We start from the raw sequence: 19,617 nt of genomic DNA, 5'->3' as shown, positions 1-19,617 counted from the left end.
GTTTGTTGCCCACCGACGTTGTCAGCGTCCTGAGTGGTGCCCTAATCTGCACTGGCGAGTGCAATTTGGCTCGCTGTCATCTGACGTGCCGCCATCTGACGCGCGGCCACCTCACGCCACCTCATGCCACTTCACGCCACCGGAGAGACTCATGGCGCATCCGTCGAACGAGGGCCTTGACCCCGCGCTGCGGCGACTGATCGGAGTGATCCTGTTAGGCGGGATCATGGGGATCCTCGACGGCTCGATGATCGCCGTCGCAGCGGACACCCTGGTCAAGGACTTCGACACCTCACTCAGCGCGGTCAGTTGGGTGTCCACGAGCTATCTGCTCGCCCTGACCGTGAGCATCCCGGTCACCACCTGGGCCGTCGACAGGTTCGGCGGCCGGCGGCTGTGGCTGCTCGGCCTGGTGATCTTCCTCGCCGGTTCCATCAGTTCCGGACTCGCGTGGAACATCGGCAGCCTGATCGCCTTCCGCGTGCTCCAGGGACTCGGCGCGGGTCTGCTCGACCCGCTGATGCTGACCCTGCTGGCCCGTTCGGCCGGACCCAGCCGGATCGGACGGGTCATGGGCCTCATGGGCGTCGTCGGCTCCAGCGGCCCGGTGTTCGGCCCGGTGATCGGCGGATTCATCCTGCAAGGCGTGTCCTGGCGCTGGATGTTCCTGGTCAACGTCCCGATCGGCCTGCTCGCGCTGGTGCTCGCCCTGCGAGTGATTCCGGACGACAAGCCGACCGGCGAGCAGCCGGTGGGCAAACTCGACACCGTCGGCGTCGCGCTGATCGGCCCGGGCGTCGCCGCCGCCGTGCTGACCTTGTCGCAGTACGCCGAGCGGACCGAGTTCTCCGCCTGGCAGGTGCTCGTCCCGCTGGTCGCCGCGGTCGTGCTGCTCGGCGCCTACGCCGTCCACGCGCTGCGCGAGCGCACCACGCAACCGCTCATCGACCTGCGGCTGTTCGCCTCGCGCAGCTTCTCCGCCAGCGTCACCGTCGGCGCCCTGGTCGGTCTGGCCACCTTCGCCAGCCTGTTCGCGCTGCCGCTGTATTACCAGCAGGTACGCGGCCACGACACCTTCGCGTCCGCGCTGCTGCTCGCTCCGCTCGGTGTGGGGTCGGCCCTGTCGATGCCGCTGACCGGACGGCTGTCCGACAAGGTCGGCTCACGGACCCTGGTGATGTGCGGCGGCGCGGTCGCCACGCTGAGCGCGCTGGCCTTCACCCAGCTCAGCGCGGACACGTCCCAAGTCTGGACGGCCGTGGTGGCGTTCACGATCGGCCTCGGCCTCGGCAGCGTGGGCGCGCCCACCATCGCCTCCCTCTACCGCACGCTCCCGCCGCATCTGGTGCCTCAGGGCAGCACCGTGCTGTACATGCTCAACCAGCTCGGCGCCGCGATCGGCATCGCGCTGGTCGCGCTGCTCGTCCAGAGCGCGGGCAGCGGCGACGCCCTCGGCGGCTTCCGGCACGCATACTGGGGCGTGACCGGCGCGCTCGTCCTCGCCCTGATCGCCGCGACCCAACTGCCGGGCCGTCCCAAGCCGCAGGAATCCGACGGCGGTACGCCGCAGGAACAGCACCCCGACGTGAACTCCGACGTCACCGCCGACGTCCACTCCCATGCCGACTCCGCGGTCGGCTCCGACATCCGCTCCGCGGAGGCTCCCGCCTCCCTGGCCGCCCAAGGGGACACCCTGTGAAGACCATTGTGATCGCCGGTGGCACCGACGGCATCGGAAAGGCGCTGGCGGCCACCCGGCTCGGCAACGGCGACACCGTCGTCGTCATCGGCCGCAGCGAGGTGAAGGGGAAGGCGTTCCTGGAGACCGCCGCGACCGTCGGCGCCCAGGACCGGGCCTTCTTCATCCCGGCCGACCTCAGCCTGCTGGGCGAGAACGAACGGGTCCTCAAGAAGCTGCGCGCGCGGTTCCCGACGATCGACGCCCTGGTCCTGTGCGCCCGCCACTACCGCACCGAGCGCGCCCTCACGGCCGACGGCATCGAGGAGAACTTCGCGCTGTTCTACCTCAGCCGCTACCTGCTCGGACACGGCCTGGTCGACACGCTGTCCGCCGCCGAACAGCCCGTGGTGGTCAACGTGGCCGGTCCCGGCGCGAGTCTGAGCGTGGTCCGCTGGGACGACCTGGAGCTGCGCCACGGTTACCACGGCGGCGCCGCGCTCGGCCAGGGCGGAAAGCTCAACGACCTGCTCGGCGTCACCTTCGCCGAGCGGTACGGGGACAGCGGCATCCGCTACGTCCTGATCCACCCGGGCGTCACCGCGACGAGCTTCTCCGGCGAGTACGACGATGTGACGCTGCGTCAGATTCTGTCGATGCAGTCGTTCGCCAAGCCGGTGGAGGCCGCCCTCCCGCCGATCGTCGACGCCATCGACGCCCCTCCCGCCGAGCCGTTGAGCGCCTTCGTCGAGGGGCTTCGGATCGGGGTGAAGGACCGGTCCTTCGCGCCGGACGCGGCCGAACGCCTCGACGCGGCCACCGAGCGGATCCTGGAGGAGCACCGGGGGCGGACCGGCGGTCCCGGCGGGAATTGACGGTCTCCAGAAGGTGTCACAAGCGGAATTGATGTTCTTTTCACAATCCTGAGCCGGGATTCCTGGGCGCGGGTCACCGCTGGTCGGAGAATGTTCCGTACCACGCCGTGGCCCGCGCCTTTCGTGGAGCCACCTCATTCCCGAGGAGCCGAAGAATGTCCCACGCGTCCACCTCGCGGCCCGTCATCGAGAATCCCCAGAGCGACATCGTGCTCGTCGGCACGGTCCCGACGGAGAGCGGAAAGGCGGCGCAGACCGCGGAAGCCGTCGTCGCCCACTGGCGGTCCGGCGAGTGGCCGCCGGAGCTGCTGTCGCTCACGGTCTACACGAGCAGCGAAGGCGACTCGGTGCTGACCTACGCGCAGTGGTCCGCGGAGGAGCCGCTGCGGCAGTCCCTGAAGGAGGAGGGCAGCCTCTCCGACACGGCGTCCGCCGTCCCCGGCGCCCCGGCGCCCGTGCCCTACCGCCTGTACCGCGCGGTCCGCGGCTCCGGCATCGCCGACCCCGCCCCCGTCGCCGAGTCCTTCCCCGTGGCCTTCTTCGGCGCGGAGAACGACCAGGCCGCCCGCGCCTTCGTGGACGCCCTGTTCGCCGGCGAGGAGGCCACCGAGGGCCAGGACCGCGACTACCCCGGCGGGATATCGGCGAACATGCACATCAGCGTGGACGGCACGAGCGTCCTCAGCTTCTCCGAATGGGTGACGGAGGCCAACGCCGTCGCCCACATCGAAGCCGTCTGGGAGCCGGTCCTGAAGGACCTCGGCGGCACCGGTCTGCTCTACCGGCACTTCAGCACCCTGCTCCCGACCGCCTGAACACCCCACCGGCCGGCCCCCGCCCTCGGGGCGGGAGCCGGCCGGTTCCTCATGGCTCAGGACCTCAGCGGCTCATCCGCAGGACCTCGGCGGCTCATCCGGCCGCGCGCGCGTACGCGTGCCAGACGCGAGGCGCGTCGAACAGGTGCACCCGCTCCGACCGCCGCCACCGCGCGGCGGGCACCGACACCACGTCCCCCGGCACCGGCAGATCGGGACCCGCCGCCGTACGGGCGAAGAGCACGGCGACAAGCGCGGCCAGTTCCTCAGGAGTCGCACAACCGCGCACCACGCGCAGCTGACGAGAATCGATCGAGTCGGTCATCACACATCCTTCTTCGCGCGGTCGGAAAAGTCGAGGCCACACCGGCAGCGGAAATGCGCCGCACCTCAACCTCAAGGTTCCAGGGAAACCGGCCCCCGCTCAAGACACCCCGATTCAGGACTCCGTCAGATTCCACAAGTCCTCGCCAGCCGAATTCAGCGACCGCCAGCCGAATGTCAGATCCCCTTGACCCGGCCCGCCTTCCGCGCCGCGGGGGCGGAGCGTCAGGCGAAGGACGGCCAGCGATGGGCGGCCCAGTGGCGCCAGTCCGTCCAGCCGGGCGGTGGGCCGGTCGGCCGGTCGGCCGGATAAAGCGGTGGCCGCCCGACCGCCCTCACCGCCCCGGCCGCTCCGACCGCCCCGACCGCCCGGGCGGTCCCCGTCGAACCGGCGCACCCGCTCCCGGACCTGGAATGATCGGGCCATGCGCGCCGCCCGGCTCCTCTCGCTCATCCTCCTGTTGCAGAACCGGGGGAGGCTGACGGCCGGTGAGCTGGCGCAGGAGCTGGACGTCTCGGTGCGGACCGTCTACCGGGACATCGACTCGCTGAGCGCCGCGGGCATTCCGGTGTACGGGGACGCGGGGCACGGCGGGGGATACCAGCTGCTCGGCGGCTACCGGACCCGGCTGACCGGGCTGCATGTCGACGAGGCGGAGTCGCTGTTCCTGGCCGGACTGCCGGGCGCGGCCGACGACTTGGGCCTGGGGGAGGTCCTGGCGGCGGCGGAGCTGAAGCTGACCGCGGCCCTGCCGCCACCGCTGCGGGACCGGGCCGGGCGGATCCGTGAGCGGTTCCACCTCGACGCGCTCGGCTGGTACCGGGAACAGGACTCCCCGTCCGCTCTCGTACCGCTCGCCGACGCGGTGTGGAATCAGCGGCGGATCCGGGTGCGCTACCGCCGCTGGGCCGCGCCGCAAGAGGTCGAGCGCGACCTCGACCCGTACGGCCTGGTCCTCAAGGCGGGGGTCTGGTACCTCGTCGCCGCGGTGGACGGCGCGGTGCGCACGTACCGGGTGTCCTCGATCCTCCGCCTGGACGTCGGGACGACCGGCTTCGAGCGGCCGGACGGGTTCGACCTGGCCGCTCACTGGCAGCAGTACCTCGCCGTCTACGACGCCCGAAGGCTGCGGCTTCAGGGCTCCGTACGGATCGCTCCCGCGCTGCTGTCCGCGCTGCCGGACCGCCTGGACGCGGCTCTGGTCCGCGCGGTGGAGACCTCGGCGGGGCCGCCGGACGCGGACGGCTGGGTGACGGCGACGGTGCCGCTGGAATCGGTCGAGCTGGCGGTGCCCGTGCTGCTGTCACTGGGCCCGGACATCGAAGTGCTCGGCCCCGAGGAGCTGCGCCGCGCGATCGCGGAGCGGGCGGCGGCCGTGCTCGACCGGTACCGGCCGGCGGACTCGCCCGGCCGGGCGGGGGCCGACGAGCGCAGCAGCACTCCGGCGGACAGGGTGGCCAGCAGGGCGAGAGCGGCGAGGACCCCGAAGCCGTAGCGCGTGTCGGTGCTGTCGGTGACCTTCCCGACCAGGAACATCACCGCGACCGTGGCCGCCAGCCCGCCGCCGTTCGCCAGCCCGAAGACCCTGCCCACCGAGGCGTCGTCGGCCGAGGTCATCAGCATGGTCCGCGAGGCGATCCGGGCCTGCCCGAAGAAGAACGCGCCCACCGGCACTCCGACGAGATAGCCGGCGATCCCGAACTGGCTCTGGAGTACCAGGCCCACGGCGCAGAGCAGGAAGCCCACGACGGCGATGCGGAGGTCGGGACTGCGTCTGCTGACGATCCGGTACGCGCCGGCCGCCGCCAGGAAGCCGAGGCAGCCCAAAGCGTCCACCGCGCCGAACGTCCCCGCCCCCAGGCGGAGTTCACCGATGACCGCGGTGGGCAGCAGGGCGTTGAAGACCGTGACGACCACGCTTCCCTGGGCGTAGAGCAGGATGAAGTGCCGCATCCGCATCGGTGTCCGCGTCGGCGTACGCGCCGCCACCGGCGCCGACTCCCCGGCGGCGGTGGCCGTCGGCGCCCGTTCCGGGCGACGCCCCACCGCGGCCACGCACAGCGCCGAGACGGCGAAGGTCCCGGCGTTGAACACCAGCAGCGGCACGGCGCCGAACGCCTGGACGGACAGCCCGCCGACCGTCGCCGACAGCAGCATCCCCGCCTGGGTCCCCATCTCGTAGCGGGCGTTGAACCGCCGCAGCCGGTCCGCCGGGACCCGTTCCTTGATCAGCGCGGAGCTGGCGGGGAAGAACAGCGCGCCGACCACGGCGAGCGCCAGGTTGGCGCCGTAGATCCCGGCTCCCGGAGAGCCGCCGCAGACCAGCCAGAGCGGCAGGGCCAGGGCCAGCGCCGCACTGGAGAGATCGCAGCCGATCCACAGGGCCCGCCGGTCGAAGCGGTCCGCCAGCCGCCCGAAGAAGGGTGACAGCAACGCCTGCGGCCCGGCGACGGCGATGAAGAGCCAGCCGACGGCCATCATGGTGCGCTGTTCCCTGATCATGAGCAGCGCACCGACGATGAGCTGGACGTTGTTGCCGAGAGCGGTGGCGAAGGCAGCGGGTACGAGCAGCCGCTCGGCCCGCCGGGAGTGCCGACTGAGGATCATGGCACCACTGTCCGGCGCTTCACTGACATCCTGTGTCAGTGAAGTCTCCGCACCCGGTGACGTCTTCGCACCGCCCCCGAGCGGCCGGGCCGCCCGCTACCGCCGCTTGACGGTGTAGGTCAGGTGGGTCACCCGGGACGACGCGTCCGTGCGGGTCTGGTCGAGGGCGAGACGGTCGGGGTCCACGCGCTCGAACAGGCGGATGCCGGTGCCGAACAGCACGGGCGCGAGGGTGATCGAGAACTCGTCGACCAGGCCGGCGTCCAGGTACTGCTGGATCGTCTCGGCGCCGCCGGAGATACGGATGTCGCGGTCGCCCGCGGCCTCGCGGGCCCGGTCGAGCGCGCTGGAGATTCCGTCGTTGACGAAGTGGAAGGTCGTGCCGCCCGGCCGCTCCCACGAGTCACGCTCGACGTGGGTCACGACGAACACCGGGGTGTGGAACGGCGCCTCCTGGGGCCATGCCAGCTCTCCGGCGTCGAACATCCGCTTGCCCATGACGCTCACGCCGGTGCGCTCGTACGTCGCCCGGGCGATGTCGTTGTCGATCCCCTCCTCGCCGCCCTCGCCGAGCTTGAGATTCTCGCGGAACCACCGCTGCGGGAAGATCCACGCCTGGAGCTCCGACCACTTCGCCATCCAGCGCCGGACGCCGGGGTCGCTCTGGCCTTCGGGCGAGAAGACGTCCTCGACGGGCACGGCGTCCGGCGCCATGAAGCCGTCGAGCGACATCGTCACACTGAAGAACACCTTGCCTGCCATCAGTCGTCCGCTCCCTTCGACGCGGTCCCGTTCCCGGTGAGTTCGGCGACGTAGACCGCCAGATTGCGCAGCGTCTGCTCGCCGCCCTCGACCGCGTGGTACTTCTCCGCCGCCTCGTCGCGCAGCTCCCTGGTGGGGAACACCGTGCGCATCACGAGCCGGGTCTCCTCGTCCGCCGGTTCGAAGGTCAGGACCGACTCGAAGGTGTGGGGGTCGTCGCGGGACTCGCCGTGCAGCAGCGCGATCCGCCGCGACGGGACGATCTCGGTATAGGTGATCCACTCCTGGTAGTCGGTCCCGTCCGGCCCGTGCATCACGAAGTCCCAGACCCCGCCGACGCGGAAGTCGAAGGACCGCGTCGTGGTCGTGAACCCTTCGGGGCCCCACCACCGCGAAAGGTGCCGGACCCGTGTGAACGCCTCGAACACCAGCTCCCGTGGGGCGCCGATGGTCCGGGAGACCACGATCTCGCGGTCCGCCGCCGCCTCGCCGCCGCTATTGGTCGTCGTCATCCGGTGGTTCCTCCTGCCTTGCCTGTTTCAGATCTCGTACGTACGTGTCCAGCCGGTCGAAGGTCCCGTTCCAGAACTCCTCGAAGCCGCCCGTCCACTCATGGATCGGCCGCAGCCCGCGGGCGTCCAGTCCGTAGAGCCGCTGCTTGCCCGCGCCGCGGACCCGCACCAGCCCGACCTCGCGGAGCACCCGCAGGTGCTTGGACGCCTGCGGCTGGGTCATCCCCAGCTCCCGCGCCAGCTCGGTCACGGGCCGCTCGCCGCCCCGCAGCAGCGCCAGGATCTCCCGCCGCTGCGGCTCGGCGATCGCGTTGAACGCGTCCGAGGTCGTCGCCGCTCGTGCCATGACTCCATCGTATGCCTATATCGGCATGCGTCAACCGCGGCATGCCGCTCCTGAGGTTCCGCGCCCTCGGTGCGGGCCGCTCGTCCCGGCCGCCGCGCCCGCCGGGCGGCTCGGTACCCTCGGCGGAGGGAGACGGCCCCTGGAGGCGCTGGTGGGACTGCGGGAACGGATCGCGAGGGAACTCACCGCGACCATGCACGGCGGGGACCTCGAACTGGGACGGTACGCGGCGCCGCCCGGTGATCCCGGACTGTTCGGGATCGCGCCGGGGGACCCGGTGTGGCGGGTGCACGGGCACGCCACCGGGATGCTCACCGGCGGATTCGCCGCGCTCATGCTCCAGTCGCTGCATCCGCTGGCCATGGCGGGGGTCGACGACCACTCCGACTTCCGCGCCGATCCGGTCGGACGGCTGAACGGCACCGTACGGTTCATCACCACGACCACTTTCGGCTCCTCGGCCGCCGCCCGCGAGGTGATCGACCTCGTCCGGCGGATCCACACCCGCGTGCACGGCACCGCCCCCGACGGCCGCCCGTACCGCGCGGACGACCCCGATCTGCTCACCTGGGTGCACACCGCCGAGGTGCGCAGCTTCCTCGCCGGCCACCAGACCTACGCGCCCCGGCCGCTGCGGCTGACTCCCGCCGAGTGCGACGCCTACTACCGCCAAGCCGCCCCCGTGGCCGAGGCGTTGGGCGCGCGGAACATACCGCGCACATCCCTCGACGCCGAGCGCTACCTGGCCCGCCAGCGCCCCCAACTCCACGCCACCGCAGCCGCGTTGGACTCGGTACGGTTCCTGCGCCGCTTCGGACGCACACGACGGGAGCGGCTGGTCGTCGGCCGGCTCATGAACGCCTCGGTCGGACTCCTCCCCGGCTGGGCCCGTACCGAATTGGGCGTTCACCGCCCGGCCGCCGTCCGCACCGGCTGGGACCGGCCCCTCGCGACGGCCGTGGGCCGCACCATCGAATGGGGGCTCGGGCCCTCCCAGATCCAGGCCGCCGCGCGAGGGCGGCTGGCGCAGGCGCCACAGGGATGACGGGGGCGCGGACCGGACCGCGGCCGACGTACGGGCCTCACGATCCGGGGGCGCGCCACCCGCGTGGGATCATCGGTCCATGAGCAGCGACCTGGAAGTGAGCGCTCTGGCGATCAACGTGACGATCCCGCGGGAGCTCCGCTGGACGGACACCCGACGCGGCGAGGAGTTCACGCTGACCACACTCAACGTCCGGCTGCTCCCGGACGGTCGACTCGCCGCCAAGGCATACGGCCGGCCGGTCGGCGGCGGCAGGGGCGCCTACGTCTCCTTCCCCGTCCCCGACAGACCCGAACTCGCCGCCCTGGTCGACGCCGCCGCCGGCCGGGCCGGGGCGCTGTGGGCCGCCCATCGCGGTCTTGGCTGAACCCGTTTCGCCGCGAGGGGGAGAGGGCTCGCAGGGGAGCGCGGCCCGAGACGCCGATCGATGCCAGGTCTGCTCCGTGACGAGGCCGTTCTGGGGTAGCAGACGGCTATGACGACAGGCGTGACCATTGGGGTCGAAGAGGAATTCCTGCTGCTCGACCGCAGGACCGCACTGCCGGCGCCACGCGTCGGCCAGCTCCGGATCGCGGCGGAGCGCGAGCCCGACCTGGGGAGCGAGGAGGTCGACACCGAGCTTCTGCAGTCCCAGGTGGAGGTCGCGACCCCGGTCTGCTCCGACCTGGACGAGGTCGCCGCGCATCTCACACGGTTCCGGAAGTCGCTGAGCGCCGCGGCGCGCAGCGTGGACTGCCGCCTGGCGGCGACGGGCGGCGCACCCCTCATGGCCGAGGCGTCGGTGCCGGTGACCGGTGAGCAGCGGTACCGGGACATGCGGGTGGACGCGGCGCGACTGGTCGACGAGCAGTTGATCTGCGGTATGCACATCCATGTCGCCGTGCCCGACCGCCAGGCCGGGGCCGCCGCGCTGGGCCGGATCCGTCCCTGGCTGCCGCTTCTGGTCGCGCTGGGAGCCAACTCCCCGTTCTGGGACGGGCGGGACACCGGCTTCGCCAGCTGGCGCACCGTGATCTTCGGCCGCTGGCCGGTCAGCGGATCGCCGCCGTTCTTCTCCGGCGCCTCCCATTACGAGGAGCGGGTCGACGCCCTGCTGGGCACCGGGGTGGTCGCCGACCGGCACCAGCTCTACTGGCACGCCCGGCTCTCCGACGAGTACCCGACGCTGGAGGTCCGCGCCCCCGACGTCCAGCTCGACGTCGACAGCGCGATCACCCTCGCCGGGCTCGCCCGCGGCCTGGTGGTCACCGCACTGCGCGAGGGCAGCGTCGGCGGCCGTCCCCTCGACCCGCCGGCCAGCGTCCTCCAGGCCGCGGGCTGGCACTCCGCCCGCCACGGCCTGACCGCCAACCTGGTCGACCCCCGCACCAATGAGCCGTCCCAGGCCGCCGACGTGCTCGGCGCCCTCCTGGACTGCGTCACCCCAGCCCTGAAGGAACTCGACGACCTCGACCGGGTGACCTCCGGCGTGCGACGACTCCTCGACAAGGGCACCGGCGCCGCACGCCAGCGCGCCGCCCTCGCGCACGGCGGCACCGAGGAACTCCTCGACCTGATAGCACCCGAGCCCGTCGATCCGGCGGACGGTGACGACGCCCGGCAGCCGGAAGCGCCCGTCATCGCCCGGGCGGGACGCCCGTAGGGCATGGAATCGGCGCCGGCTCCCGGCGACGAGCGGCAGCCGCGCGCCGATTCCCCGCTACGCCCCGGACGACCCGCTGAAGCGGCTCGCGAGCAGGAGCGTCGCGGCCACGGACTTCACGGGGATGTCGCCGAGCTTCTGGCAGAGGGTCATCGCCTGTCGCAGCGCGAGGTCGGCTTCCGCGGGGTGTCCGGAGGCCAGGAGGTGTGAGCCGAGGTTGGTCAGGACGATCGCCTCGCGCTCGCTGTCGCCGCGTTCACGGAAGACGGCGAGCGCCCGGCGAAAGGCCGCTGTGGCGTCCGCCTCCTGACCGGTCTTGGACAGGGCCAGGCCCAGGCGGTTCTGCGATTCCGCTTCGCCCGCGCGCGCACCGGCTTTCCGGCTGAGCGCGATGGCCTGCCGGAGGTGGTCGGCCGCCTCTTCGTAGCGCCGCGCCGCGAGCAGTGTCGCGCCGAGGCTGTCCAGGAGGACGGCCTGATTCGGTTCGTCGTCCTCTTCGCGCCGTACGGCGAGCGCCCGGCGGAGGGTCTTCTCGGCTTCGTCGTACCGGCCGAGCCAGTGGAGGGCCGCGCCGTGCGCGGCGAGCCGTCGGCGTTGGTTCGAGGCGCTGCCGCTCTCCTCGGCGCAGGCGGCGGCTTCCTCCAGCGCCCGTAGGGCCTGCGCGAACCGGCCCACGCGCACCAGGGCCTCGCCGATGTCCCCCTGGATCTCGCCTTCGACGCGGCGGTCGCCGATGTCGCGGAAGATCGAGACCGCCTGCTCCAGGGCCTCGATGCCCTGCTCCTCCTGTCCGTTCCGGCCGTGGACGAGACCGAGGAAGCCCAGCAGCCTCCCCTCCCCGAAGCGGTCGCCGCTCTCCCGGCAGACGAGCAGGCCCTTGCGGAGGGCCGCGACGGCCTCGTCGTCCTGTCCCGTCCGGCTCAGACGCGCGCTGTCAACGACGATAGCTCTGCCCTCGGCGGCGCGGTCGCCGGTCCTCCGGTGGATGGCCAGCGCCCGCTGGTTCGCCTCCTCCGCTTCCGCCGCGCGCCCCGTATGGGCCAGGGCGAGCGCCAGATACGTCAGCGCCGACGCCTCGTCGTCATCGGCGCCGGCCTCCCGGAAGAGCGAGGCGGCCGTCCGGAACGGTTCGACGGCCTCCTGCTCCCGCCCCGGCAGCAGCACGGACAGCCCCAGAAGATGCTGTGCCCAGCCCTCCGCCGCCCGGTCACCGGTCCATCGGCAGACCGGCAGGGCGACGGCCGCCAGAAGGGTCATCTCCTCGAAGTGGAGGCGCAGGGAGCAGAATTCGGCGAGGCAGTACGAGAGGGCGACGGGCACGGCGGGGTGGCCGAGTCCCGTGGCGAAGGCGGCGGCACAGATCAGGTTGGCGAATTCGTCCTCCAGCCAGGACAGTGCCTGCGCGCGATCCCGGGCCAGGGGCGCGGGCGACGGTACGGGGCCCTTGAGGTGTGCGTCGGCCGCGACCGCGGTCCGTACGTAGTAGTCCATCAGCCGGGCCAGCGCCGCCTGCGCCTGATCCGCGTCGGCGCGCGCCGCGCCGCGTTCGTCCGCGTAGAGGCGTACGAGACCGTGCATGCGCCAGCGGCCCCAGGTGCGCGCGGGTTCGATGAGGTGGGCGCGGGCGAGGTCGCGCAGCATGACCTCCGCGGTCGTCTCGTCGGCGCCGCACAGGTGGGCCGCCGCGCTGGTGCCGATGTCGGGGCCGCTGTTGAGGGGGAGCAGCCGGAAGAGCCTGGCGCACGCGGGGGAGACCTGTTCGAGGTGCTGGTGGGAGAGGTCGAACGCGGCCCGTACCGCCCGGTCCTCGCGGGTGAGGTGGTCCAGGCGGCGCTGGGCGTCGGCCAGTGCCTGGGCGAGGGACGCGAGCGGGCGGCCGGGGGTGTCGGCGAGGAGCGCCGAGCAGATCCGCAGGGCGAGAGGTAATCGCCCGCAGTATTCGGCGATGCGCAGGGCGTCGTCGGGTTCGTCGGCGACGCGGGTGTCGTGCGGGCCGCGGGCCTGCCGCAGGACACTGCGGATCAGGTCCACCGAGGCGTCGGCGGCGAGAACGTCGAGTTCGCACAGGCGGGCGCCGACGTCGAGGGTGTGGCGTGAGGTGACCAGGGCCGCGTTGCGGCCGTCGCCGGGAAGCAACGGGAGCACCTCGTCGGCGCTCGAGGCGTTGTCGATGACGACCAGGACCCGGCGGCCGTGTTCCGCGCAGGCGGCCAGCACCGACCGGTACAGCGCGACGCGGGCCCGCGGATCGGCGGGAATGTCCGCGTCGGCGATGCCGAGAGCGCTCAGCCATGGGCCGAGGACCCGTTCGGGGAGCAGACGCAGGTCCCGGTCGTAGCCGAGGAGATCGGCGAAGAGGACACCGCCGGGGAACCAGCCGGGTTCTGCGGTCGCCCGCGCGGCGGCCTGGAGGACGAGCTCCGTCTTGCCAACGCCCGCCAGCCCGGTCACCACGGCGGCGACGGGTCCGTCGTGCCGCTCGGTCCGTGGCCGCAACAGGTCCAGCAGCTCGGCGAGTTGCTTGTCCCGGCCGGTGAAGTTCGAGGCGCGGACCGGCAGTCCTGACCCGGCCAGGGGAGTCTCGCGCGGCACCTGCACGGTGATGTCCCGGCCCTGGAACACGGCGCTGAAGAACGTACCGCCGTGCACGTGGTTGGCGACGTCGCTCGCCGAACCGGCTGCGGAGGCGGGGTCATTGGGCTCGTCCCGGCTCCCGCGCCGCCAATCGTCCAGCCCCGCGCGGAAGTCCGGATCGACGGCGGCGCGCTCCGCGAGTGCGACGCTGAGCGCCTGCGCGCGTCGCAGGTCACCCGGCGCCCGCTCCAGCGCCCGCAGCTCCGCCGACGCCGAGCTGACCGGGAGCGGTGAAGCCGGTCGCTCCGGGACGGGGCTGCTGACGAGTTCGCCCAGCTCCCGCCAGGCAGCCCGCGCCTCGTCCCGCCTGGCCGACAACTCCGCCAGCCGTCGCGCCGAGATCACCTCCACACGCGCCCCGCCCCGGTCACCGCGTCCGCCGTGGCTACGCGTCGGAGGGCCGGCGGAGTGTGTACCAGGCCGCTCCCGCCAGGGCGGCGGCGGTCACGGCGAGGGCCGCGTGCGGCAGGAACCGTCCCGGCCGGCTGGCCTTACGGTAGGCCAGCACGGCGCCGTTGGACTGCCAGCTCAGCGCGGAGCGATTCGACTGGCCCGACAGCAGCGAGCCGGCCGACTGGAACGAGCCGATGGACGTCGCGGACATCACCGATCCGAGCGACCCGATGGACAGGACCGACGCCACCGAACCGATCGACAGGACCGACCCGGCCGAGGCGATGGACAGCACCGAATCCGTGCACCCGATGGACAGCAGTGAGTTGTGTGACCCTGTCGGCCAGCGTGAGGACATAGGGACACTGTCTCACCCCGCACCCCATCGCACCCCCCATTCCCGGCCGCGAGACAGCGCCCGGCAGCTTCGGCGCCGCACCGCTCGCAGAGCCGTGACGACGCCCTCGCCCGGCCCCGCGCCGGATCGATCGGCCCGGTCACCGGCCATGTGCGAGCGTGCTAACCCACCGCGTAGGCGCGGTAGTTCGCGGAGCCGGGGCCCGCGGCGCGGTTCTTCAAGGTGGCGGACCGCTGATAGGTCGCGGACGAGTGGGGGGCCGAGACGGGCGGCCGGTCGGGGGTGAGCTGCTCCGCGGCCTCGAGCGCCGTGATGATCGTGGAGACGAACACCGGCAGGTCGTCCGGCAGCGGTGACGTGATGAGATTCCCGTCGACCACGATCGGCTCGACGACGTAGTCGGCCCCGGCGTGGATCAGGTCGTCACGGATCGGCGCGACCGAGGTGACGCGGCGGCCCGAGACGATTTCGGCGGAGGCGAGCAGCCATCCCGCGTGGCAGATCGCCGCGACGATCCTTCCCTGCCGGTCCACTTCACGGACGAGCGCGACGATGTTCTTGTCGCGTCGCAGGTATTCGGGCGAGAAGCCGCCGGGGACGACGAGCGCGTCGATGTCCTCGGCCACCAGGTCCGCGACGTTGACCTCGGCTCGGGCCGGATAGCCGATCTTGCTCGCGTAGACCGCGTCCGTGGCCGGTCCCGCGATGACGACCTGGGCACCCGCCTCGCGGAGCCGGAGCACCGGGTACCACAACTCGAGTTCCTGGTAGAGGTTCTCGACAAGGACGACGACTCGGGCGTCTTGAATTCTCATGTGCTTCCCTCTTGGGCGACGGATCGATTGCGGGGCGGCTCAGACGTCGATCGCGAAGATCCGCCGCGGGTTGTGAATCATGAGCGCGTCGAGCTGCTCGTCGGTGACGCCCTTGGACTTCAGGCGCGGGACGAAGCTGGTGAACATGTAGCCGAGGTCGACCTTCTCGTTGAGCAACTGGGGGTCGGACTCGGTCACCCCGGCGCGCGGATTGAAGAACCAGCGGTCGAACGAGATGACCACGTTGTCCAGGTATCCCTCGTCGATGAGCGTCACCAGGGCGTTCGCCATGGCTTCGTCCAGTTCCTCGGCGCTGCCGACGCGCCAGGGGATGCCGACGTGGTCGAGCTGGACGTTGGCGCCCATGGCGAGGATCTCGCGCATCATCTCGACCTGCGGGGGGACGAAGGCGTGGCCGATGATGACCTTCGCCAGGTCCATGCCCTCCTCCGCGAGGATCTCCAGTTGCTCGCGGCCGGGGTTGGTCACCTCGAAGTCCATGGGGTCGATGTGGGTGTTGATGGCGCAGCCCACCTGCGTCGCCGCCCGGGCCGCGGCGCGGATCACCCGGTCCTCCACCTCGTGGATGTGCCGGCCGTTCGGGCCGAGCGGGCTCGGCTTCGGCGTGACGCTCTCCTGGCCGGTCGCGATCTTGATGGCACCGGCCCGGTAGGGGGTCTGCTGCCAGGCGAAGACCATTCCCTCGGTGAGGTCCTTGACGAAGAACTCGGTCAGCTCCTCGACGGTCTGGCGCCGCCAGTAGTACGGCACCCCCATCCGCTCGGGGAAGAAACCCGTGATGGCGACGACGTTCATGCCCGTCTGCTTGGCCACGTCGACCATGAACTGCGGGTGGCGGCCGACCTCGGGCGGGGTCATGTCGACGATGGTCCCGTAGCCGTACCCGTCCATCCCGCGCTGGACCTGGCCCGCGACGAAGTCGACCGCGGCGCTGTAGTCCAGCACGGTGCGGTGGTCCAGCTCCGCTCCGGGGTAGCCGTAGAGCAGGTGCTCGTGGCTGAGGATCTTGCCCGAGTTCTCCGCGGGCACGTCACCGAGGACTGTTCGTAGAATCTTCAACGTTTCTGCCTCCTGCTCTCGAATGCGGTCGTCGTCACTTCTGGGACCAGCGGCTGAACAGCTCCCGGTACAGCTCGGGCATGCCGTCGGCGTCCGGCGCGGTCAGCCAGTTCGGGCTGGTGAAGCCGGGGCCCAGCAGCGAACGCACGAGGTCGGTGCCGGTTCCGCTGGAGACCAGGTGGCCGTGCCGGACGGAGAAGTCGCCGATCAGGGCGCGCTGACCGGCCGAGGCGACCGGTGCCGCGCCCACGCCGCCCGGCACCACCAGGGCGTCGATGGTCAGCCCCGCCAGGTGTTCGACGGTCGAGGTCGGGACGACGGGGTAGCCGAGGTGGCTCTCGCAACCCTCCGGGTCCGACGTGACCAGGTGCAGGTCGGCGCCGGCCTCCCGCGCGCGGAACACCGGGTACCAGAACTCGACCTCCTGGTACCCGGGGAACGACAAGACGACGACTGTCCGGGACTGGGGCATACGACTTTCCTTCGGGTTGCACACGGCAAATGAACCTGGCTGGTTGTCTTACAGGTTGAGTATGCGGGATATGTTCAAGGTTCCGCAAGGTTTGTGACCCGAGGTGGGGGAGTGTCCGCGGGGTATCCGGCGGGCTGGTGATTGCGCTCGACCCCCTGACTGGCGCAGACTAGGGTCCGTGGAAGAGCAGCCAGACAGTCTGTCAATACCGGTCCGGGAGCGGCAGTCGCGCAAGCTCGTGGCGATGAAGCGGGTGGCACGGCACAGCGCTGTCGATGTCGTACGCAATCAGCTCGTCGAGCTCATCGAGCGCGGCGAGATTCCCGTGGGGGACTGGCTGCCCTCAGAGGCGGAGATGTCGCGCGCGTTCGGGGTCAGCCGGCCCGCCCTGCGCGAAGCCCTGGGCAGCCTGCGGGCGTTCGGCTACATCGAGTCCCAGACCGGCCGGGGTTCGATGGTGGTCTCCAACCGGGCTTCCAGCTCACTGACGTTGAGCCAGTACTCCTCGACCGATCTCAACGAGGTGCGCCGCCACCTGGAGGTGCCGACGGCCAAGCTGGCCGCGACCCGCCGGTCCGAGGAAGAACTCGCGGTCATCGTGGAGGCCTGCGAGGCGTACGCGGTGGAGGCGGACCCGGAGATCAGGGTCCGGCTGGACAGTGAACTGCACATCGGGATCGCGTCCGCGACGGGCAACCCCCTCTTCCCTCGGCTGATCAAGGACATCCGGTCGATCCTCGAGGAGCAGTCCCTGGCGCTCTCCGTGTCCGCCGAGCGCTGGCGGCACTCCACGGAGGAGCACTTCGCCATCTGCCGGGCGATCCGCGACCGCGACCCGGACCGCGCCTCCGAGGCGATGGTCGCCCACCTGCGCGCCGTCGAGGACGCGGTCAGCATGCTGCAACGACCGGAAACTCCGCTGTCGTCGACCTGAGGTGACCGCGGCGCCACGAAAGTGGCGTCGTCGCGGTCGTGAGGGCTGGAACGCCCCGAAGGGGCGTACGACCCGGCTCGCACTCCACGTCCTAGCTGTCTGACAGGTCAGCCCGGACGTCGTCACGGGACCCGGCCCGCCGTCTGTCGCGGAGCCGAGCCGTGCCGAGCCGCGCCGAGCCGCGCGTTGGTGCGCGCCGCCGCGCCGCCCTCCGGCATGCGTCCCATGCCCCATGCCCCATGTCCCGTGTGCCCGTTACCCCGTGTCCGGGTACGCGTCGGCGCGCGCACCGCCGCGACCTGTGACGCGCCTGCTCCCCGCCGCGTCGCCGTGCTACATTTCAACCTGTCAGACTGCCTGACCTTTGGGGGAAATGTGGGTGACTCGGAAGTGATCGGGATCATCGCGGACGACATCACCGGCGGGTCGGACGTGGCCGCGGCGCTCAGCGCGGCGGGCAGACGGACGGTCCAGGTGGTGGGCGTGCCCGGCCCCGACCTCGAACTGCCGCCGCATGACGCCGTCGTCGTCTCGCTCAAAACGCGCAGCGTGCCGCCGGAAGAAGCGGTGGCCGAATCGCTGGCGGCACTGCGCCGGCTGCGGGACCTCGGGGCGCGCCGGATCGGCTTCAAGATCTGCTCGACGTTCGACTCCACGCCTCGCGGCAACATCGGACCCGTCGGACTCGCCCTCGCGGACGCGCTGGACAGCGGGATCACGCTGGTCTGCCCGGCCGCACCGGCCAACGGCAGGACCGTCTACCAGGGAAACCTGTTCGTCCACGACCTGCCGCTGGCGGAGTCCTCGCTGGCCCGGCACCCCCTCAATCCGATGACCGACTCCAACCTCGTACGGCTGCTGACCGCCCAGACCACCGCCGAGGTCGGTCTCGTGGATCACTCCCTCGTACGGTCCGGGGCCCCGGCCGTACGCGCCCGGCTGGCGGACCTGCGCGCGGCCGGTGTGCGTTTCGCGGTCGCGGACGCGATCTGCCGTGACGACCTGCTCGTCCTCGCGGACGCCATCGGTGACGCGGCCTTCTGGATCGGGGCGAACGGTCTGCACGCGGCGGCCGGGGCGGCGGCTCAGGACAGCGCGACCTCGCACGGCACGGTCCCGGCCGACGCGGTCGGGCCCGGCCCCGGCGACTTCGCGGACACCATCGCGGGACCCACCTTCATCGTCGCGGGCAGCTGCTCGGACGCCACTCGCGGCCAGATCGCCGCTTTCCGCGAGAGCGGCCCGGCCATCGCCCTCGACCTCGCGCGGGTACGGGACGACGCGGGGTACGCGGCCGAAGTCGTCGCGCGTGCGCTGACCTTGCTGTCGGACTCGCCTGCGGTGCTGGTCCACAGCGCGGCGGACGCCCGCCAGCCGACCGAAGAAGCCGAGGCCGAAGCCGGGGCCGGAACCGGGGCCGGCTCGACCGACCTGGGCTCCGCCATCGAGACCTTCCTCGCCGAACTGGCCGCCGGAGCGGTCGACGGCGGGATACGGCGTCTGGTCGTCGCCGGAGGCGAGACCTCCGGCGCGGTGCTGCAACGGCTCGGCGTACGGGCCCTCCAACTGGGCGGCCCCATCGATCCGGGCGTGCCCTGGATGCGTTCGCTCGGCCCGACCGAGCTGGCACTCGCGTTGAAGTCCGGCAACTTCGGCGGACCGGACTTCTTCCTCAAGGCCGTGGCCCGATGACGCCGACAGCCGCGGGCGACCTGGTCGCGTACGCCAAGCTCCTGTCCGACCGCGGGCTCGCGCACGGCCGTACCGGAAACCTGAGCGTGCGCACGACGGACGGCGTGCTGGTCACCCCGACCGGCTCGGCACTCGGCTCACTGACCGAGGACGGCCTCGCGCACGTCGACGAGCGGGGCGCCCGGTTGTCCGGCCCGCCGCCGACCAAGGAACTCCTGCTGCACCTGGCGGTGTACCGCGCCCGCCCCGAACTGCGCGCCGTCGTCCACCTCCATTCCCCCTGCGCCGTCGCGGTCTCGCTGCTGCGGGACACCGATCCGTCCGACGCGATCCCCCCGCTCACCCCCTATTACGTGATGCGGGTCGGCTCCCTCCCGGTCGTGCCGTACTTCCGGCCCGGGGACCCGGCCATGGCCGAGGCGGTCCGCCCGCTGCTCACGCGGTCCCACTGCCTGCTGCTGGCCCACCACGGCACGCTCGCCGGAGGCGGCACGCTCGCCGACGCGGCGGAGGCGGCCGAGGAGATCGAGGCGACCGCCAGATTGTGGCTGGCCGTCCGGTCCCATGACATATCCACTCTGACCAGCGACCAGATCGGTGCCCTGCGTCCGGCCGACCCGAACAGGTGACCC

General features: G+C 71.8%; 19 protein-coding genes and 1 pseudogene. 10 read left to right on the top strand and 10 right to left on the bottom strand.

Annotation, left to right across the window (positions count from 1 at the left end):
• Positions 1 to 151: 151 nt before the first annotated feature.
• The 3 genes from ABZX65_RS06405 to ABZX65_RS06395 all read left to right on the top strand — a co-directional run bounded on the left by ABZX65_RS06405 (position 152) and on the right by ABZX65_RS06395 (position 3,368).
• Entirely contained in the window at positions 152 to 1,699 is a 1,548-nt protein-coding gene (locus ABZX65_RS06405; RefSeq protein ID WP_355335435.1) for an MDR family MFS transporter, read from the top strand.
• The gene (locus tag ABZX65_RS06400) at positions 1,696 to 2,553 is read left to right on the top strand and encodes an SDR family NAD(P)-dependent oxidoreductase (RefSeq protein ID WP_355335433.1); all 858 of its coding nucleotides are present in this window, start codon (positions 1,696 to 1,698) and stop codon (positions 2,551 to 2,553) included. The genes ABZX65_RS06405 and ABZX65_RS06400 overlap by 4 nt, the downstream gene beginning before the upstream one ends.
• A 155-nt stretch (positions 2,554 to 2,708) precedes the next feature.
• Positions 2,709 to 3,368: a hypothetical protein gene (locus ABZX65_RS06395; RefSeq protein WP_355335430.1), complete on the top strand. Its 660-nt coding sequence runs from the start codon at positions 2,709 to 2,711 to the stop codon at positions 3,366 to 3,368.
• A gap of 94 nt (positions 3,369 to 3,462) precedes the next feature.
• Here the strand turns inward: ABZX65_RS06395 and ABZX65_RS06390 are convergent, their stop codons facing one another.
• Complete coding sequence (locus ABZX65_RS06390) at positions 3,463 to 3,693, bottom strand: acyl-CoA carboxylase subunit epsilon (RefSeq protein ID WP_355335427.1); 231 nt, start codon at positions 3,691 to 3,693, stop codon at positions 3,463 to 3,465.
• A gap of 424 nt (positions 3,694 to 4,117) precedes the next feature.
• Here ABZX65_RS06390 and ABZX65_RS06385 point away from each other — a divergent pair, with 424 nt between their 5' ends.
• On the top strand, positions 4,118 to 5,188 hold the full coding sequence (locus ABZX65_RS06385) for a WYL domain-containing protein (RefSeq protein WP_355335425.1): 1,071 nt from the start codon (positions 4,118 to 4,120) through the stop codon (positions 5,186 to 5,188).
• 131 nt (positions 5,189 to 5,319) lie between these two features.
• On the opposite strand, the pseudogene ABZX65_RS06380 reads toward ABZX65_RS06385, so the two are convergent.
• The 4 genes and pseudogenes from ABZX65_RS06380 to ABZX65_RS06365 form a co-directional block, all read right to left on the bottom strand.
• Positions 5,320 to 6,195 (bottom strand): annotated as a pseudogene (locus tag ABZX65_RS06380) (MFS transporter); the annotation flags it as partial.
• Between the two features lie 201 nt (positions 6,196 to 6,396).
• Positions 6,397 to 7,062 carry a dihydrofolate reductase family protein gene (locus tag ABZX65_RS06375; RefSeq protein WP_355335422.1) on the bottom strand — a complete coding sequence of 222 codons (666 nt, stop codon included), beginning with the start codon at positions 7,060 to 7,062 and terminating at the stop codon, positions 6,397 to 6,399.
• Positions 7,062 to 7,574 carry an SRPBCC family protein gene (locus ABZX65_RS06370; RefSeq protein WP_355335420.1) on the bottom strand — a complete coding sequence of 171 codons (513 nt, stop codon included), beginning with the start codon at positions 7,572 to 7,574 and terminating at the stop codon, positions 7,062 to 7,064. The genes ABZX65_RS06375 and ABZX65_RS06370 overlap by 1 nt, the downstream gene beginning before the upstream one ends.
• On the bottom strand, positions 7,558 to 7,920 hold the full coding sequence (locus ABZX65_RS06365; protein ID WP_355335418.1) for a metalloregulator ArsR/SmtB family transcription factor: 363 nt from the start codon (positions 7,918 to 7,920) through the stop codon (positions 7,558 to 7,560). The genes ABZX65_RS06370 and ABZX65_RS06365 overlap by 17 nt, the downstream gene beginning before the upstream one ends.
• Before the next feature lie 151 nt (positions 7,921 to 8,071).
• Between ABZX65_RS06365 and ABZX65_RS06360 the strand changes: the two genes are divergently transcribed.
• From ABZX65_RS06360 to ABZX65_RS06350, 3 genes are all read left to right on the top strand, one after another.
• Entirely contained in the window at positions 8,072 to 8,965 is an 894-nt protein-coding gene (locus tag ABZX65_RS06360) for an oxygenase MpaB family protein (RefSeq protein ID WP_355335416.1), read from the top strand.
• Positions 8,966 to 9,044: 79 nt separating this feature from the next.
• Positions 9,045 to 9,332: a hypothetical protein gene (locus tag ABZX65_RS06355; protein WP_355335413.1), complete on the top strand. Its 288-nt coding sequence runs from the start codon at positions 9,045 to 9,047 to the stop codon at positions 9,330 to 9,332.
• A gap of 120 nt (positions 9,333 to 9,452) precedes the next feature.
• Positions 9,453 to 10,607: a glutamate--cysteine ligase gene (locus ABZX65_RS06350; protein ID WP_355335410.1), complete on the top strand. Its 1,155-nt coding sequence runs from the start codon at positions 9,453 to 9,455 to the stop codon at positions 10,605 to 10,607.
• Positions 10,608 to 10,664: 57 nt separating this feature from the next.
• On the opposite strand, the gene ABZX65_RS06345 is transcribed toward ABZX65_RS06350, so the two are convergent.
• The 5 genes from ABZX65_RS06345 to ABZX65_RS06325 form a co-directional block, all read right to left on the bottom strand.
• A complete protein-coding gene (locus ABZX65_RS06345; protein WP_355335408.1) occupies positions 10,665 to 13,592 on the bottom strand; it encodes a tetratricopeptide repeat protein in 2,928 nt (975 codons plus the stop codon).
• A gap of 34 nt (positions 13,593 to 13,626) precedes the next feature.
• Entirely contained in the window at positions 13,627 to 13,992 is a 366-nt protein-coding gene (locus ABZX65_RS06340) for a hypothetical protein (RefSeq protein WP_355335405.1), read from the bottom strand.
• Positions 13,993 to 14,153: 161 nt separating this feature from the next.
• Positions 14,154 to 14,807 (bottom strand): type 1 glutamine amidotransferase domain-containing protein, encoded by a 654-nt coding sequence (locus ABZX65_RS06335; protein WP_355335403.1) that lies wholly within the window; start codon positions 14,805 to 14,807, stop codon positions 14,154 to 14,156.
• Between the two features lie 39 nt (positions 14,808 to 14,846).
• The gene (locus tag ABZX65_RS06330) at positions 14,847 to 15,887 is read right to left on the bottom strand and encodes a hypothetical protein (protein ID WP_355335400.1); all 1,041 of its coding nucleotides are present in this window, start codon (positions 15,885 to 15,887) and stop codon (positions 14,847 to 14,849) included.
• 34 nt (positions 15,888 to 15,921) lie between these two features.
• Complete coding sequence (locus ABZX65_RS06325) at positions 15,922 to 16,359, bottom strand: DJ-1/PfpI family protein (protein WP_355335398.1); 438 nt, start codon at positions 16,357 to 16,359, stop codon at positions 15,922 to 15,924.
• Between the two features lie 178 nt (positions 16,360 to 16,537).
• Between ABZX65_RS06325 and ABZX65_RS06320 the strand changes: the two genes are divergently transcribed.
• From ABZX65_RS06320 to ABZX65_RS06310, 3 genes are all read left to right on the top strand, one after another.
• The gene (locus tag ABZX65_RS06320; protein ID WP_355335396.1) at positions 16,538 to 17,293 is read left to right on the top strand and encodes a FadR/GntR family transcriptional regulator; all 756 of its coding nucleotides are present in this window, start codon (positions 16,538 to 16,540) and stop codon (positions 17,291 to 17,293) included.
• Positions 17,294 to 17,683: 390 nt separating this feature from the next.
• Positions 17,684 to 18,985 carry a 3-oxo-tetronate kinase gene (gene otnK, locus ABZX65_RS06315; protein WP_355335393.1) on the top strand — a complete coding sequence of 434 codons (1,302 nt, stop codon included), beginning with the start codon at positions 17,684 to 17,686 and terminating at the stop codon, positions 18,983 to 18,985.
• Positions 18,982 to 19,614, top strand: coding sequence for an aldolase (locus tag ABZX65_RS06310; RefSeq protein WP_355335390.1), 633 nt, complete (start codon positions 18,982 to 18,984; stop codon positions 19,612 to 19,614). The genes otnK and ABZX65_RS06310 overlap by 4 nt, the downstream gene beginning before the upstream one ends.
• Positions 19,615 to 19,617 lie beyond the last annotated feature (3 nt).

This window comes from Streptomyces sp. NPDC003300, assembly GCF_040610915.1.
In the GTDB taxonomy this organism is placed as follows: domain Bacteria; phylum Actinomycetota; class Actinomycetes; order Streptomycetales; family Streptomycetaceae; genus Actinacidiphila.
The sequence above is the reverse complement of the archived record's forward strand: the minus strand, read 5'-3'. Positions and strand labels throughout refer to the sequence as shown.

Bases quoted from the DNA above. Each gene is read 5' to 3' on its own strand.
- ABZX65_RS06405 (WP_355335435.1), top strand. From the start codon at position 152: ATGGCGCATCCGTCGAACGAGGGCCTTGACCCCGCGCTGCGGCGACTG.
- ABZX65_RS06395 (WP_355335430.1), top strand. From the start codon at position 2,709: ATGTCCCACGCGTCCACCTCGCGGCCCGTCATCGAGAATCCCCAGAGC.
- ABZX65_RS06390 (WP_355335427.1), bottom strand. From the start codon at position 3,693: ATGACCGACTCGATCGATTCTCGTCAGCTGCGCGTGGTGCGCGGTTGT.
- ABZX65_RS06385 (WP_355335425.1), top strand. From the start codon at position 4,118: ATGCGCGCCGCCCGGCTCCTCTCGCTCATCCTCCTGTTGCAGAACCGG.
- ABZX65_RS06375 (WP_355335422.1), bottom strand. From the start codon at position 7,062: ATGGCAGGCAAGGTGTTCTTCAGTGTGACGATGTCGCTCGACGGCTTC.
- ABZX65_RS06370 (WP_355335420.1), bottom strand. From the start codon at position 7,574: ATGACGACGACCAATAGCGGCGGCGAGGCGGCGGCGGACCGCGAGATC.
- ABZX65_RS06365 (WP_355335418.1), bottom strand. From the start codon at position 7,920: ATGGCACGAGCGGCGACGACCTCGGACGCGTTCAACGCGATCGCCGAG.
- ABZX65_RS06355 (WP_355335413.1), top strand. From the start codon at position 9,045: ATGAGCAGCGACCTGGAAGTGAGCGCTCTGGCGATCAACGTGACGATC.
- ABZX65_RS06340 (WP_355335405.1), bottom strand. From the start codon at position 13,992: ATGTCCTCACGCTGGCCGACAGGGTCACACAACTCACTGCTGTCCATC.
- ABZX65_RS06335 (WP_355335403.1), bottom strand. From the start codon at position 14,807: ATGAGAATTCAAGACGCCCGAGTCGTCGTCCTTGTCGAGAACCTCTAC.
- ABZX65_RS06325 (WP_355335398.1), bottom strand. From the start codon at position 16,359: ATGCCCCAGTCCCGGACAGTCGTCGTCTTGTCGTTCCCCGGGTACCAG.
- ABZX65_RS06310 (WP_355335390.1), top strand. From the start codon at position 18,982: ATGACGCCGACAGCCGCGGGCGACCTGGTCGCGTACGCCAAGCTCCTG.